Source organism: Streptomyces sp. NTH33, assembly GCF_003236365.1.
Taxonomy (GTDB): Bacteria; Actinomycetota; Actinomycetes; order Streptomycetales; family Streptomycetaceae; genus Streptomyces.
Genome location: NZ_POTZ01000872.1, coordinates 1 through 1,460 on the forward strand (window position 1 = coordinate 1; position 1,460 = coordinate 1,460).

A 1,460-nucleotide genomic window follows, 5' to 3' on the forward strand; every position below is an offset into this window, starting at 1 on the left:
CCACTGACCGGCGCGCGCCCTGCCCGGCCCTCTCCGCCCGGACCTCCCCCCAAGGACCCGCCATGACGCAAGCCCCGCTCCTGCGCCGTATCACCGACTACGCCAGCCGCGCCGACCCGTACCCGCTGTACGAGGAGCTCCGCAGGACCCCGGTGCTGCAGGAGGAGGAGGGCGGCCCGTACGTCATCAGCTCGTACTACGACATCCTGGGCCTGCTCCACGACCCGCGGGTCAGCTCCGACGCCGCCAACCTCGCCGCCGCGGGCGACGACGAGCTGTCGGAGCCGGAGGCCACGGGGCTGCCGCCGAGCTTCCTCCGGCTGGATCCGCCCGAACACGACCGGCTGCGGCGGATCGCCAACAGCTCCTTCGGCCCGCCGCACCGGCCGTACCGGATCGACTCCCTGCGCGGGGAGCTCGCCGGGATCGTCGCCGAACTCGTCGACGGCTTCGGCGACGCCCGGCAGATCGACGTCGTCGACCGGTTCGCCCACCCCTTCCCGGTGACGGTCGTCTGCCGGCTGCTCGGGGTGCCGCGCGAGGACGAGCCGCGCTTTCGCGGCTGGGTGGAACTGATCGTCGCCGCCCTGGACCCGGACACGCGGCAGGGCGGCGACGCCGAGTTCCGGCGCACCGCGCAGGAGGCGCGGATGCGGCTGGGCATGTACCTGGCCGGGCTGGTCGAGCAGCGCACCAGGGAACCCCGCGACGACATGCTGTCCGACCTGGCGGCCGGTCACGGTCCGGACGGGGCCATGTCGACGATGGAGATGCTCAGTACGGCGGTGCTGCTGCTGATCGCGGGGCACGAGACGACGGTCAACCTGATCACCAACGGCATGCTCACCCTGCTGCGCCACCCGGAGTACCTGCACCGGCTGCGCGAGGATCCCGGACTGTCCGTCAGGATCGTGGAGGAGCTGCTGCGTTACGAGCCCCCGGTGCAGCTGGTGCCGCAGCGCACCTGCGTCGCCGACATCGAGCTGCGTGGGGTCACGATCCCCAGGGGCTCGAGGATCTGGCTGGTTCTCGCCGCCGGCAACCGGGACCCGGAGCGCTTCCGCGACCCCGACCGGTTCGACCCCGACCGCGAGGACATCCAGCACCTCGGCTTCGGCAGCGGCATCCACATCTGCTTCGGCGCACCGCTGGCCCGCCTGGAGGCGCAGCTCGCGCTGGCCGAGCTGGCCCGCCGCCTGGACAACCCGCGCCTGGTCGAGGACCCGCCACCCTACCGTCCGAACGCCGTGCTGCGCGGCCCGCGGCATCTGCACGTCGCGGTCGACGCGGTACGTCCGGGCGAGGCGGTGCGTTCCTGACGTCGGTTCCCCTGCGCCGCGCAGGAGGTCAACAACGTGAAAACACTTCTAGACAAATTCATAAATTCGGACAAAATGGTAAATGCCTGTCCAGTGACTTCGAGGAGCCACACCCGTATGGCGTACGGAGCCCCCCACAGC

1 protein-coding gene is annotated in these 1,460 nt (G+C 71.2%); it reads left to right on the forward strand.

Annotation, left to right across the window (positions count from 1 at the left end; translation table 11 throughout):
- Nucleotides 1-62 precede the first annotated feature (62 nt).
- Entirely contained in the window at nt 63-1,319 is a 1,257-nt protein-coding gene (locus C1I97_RS37140) for a cytochrome P450 (protein WP_111007270.1), read from the forward strand.
- Nucleotides 1,320-1,460: the final 141 nt, after the last annotated feature.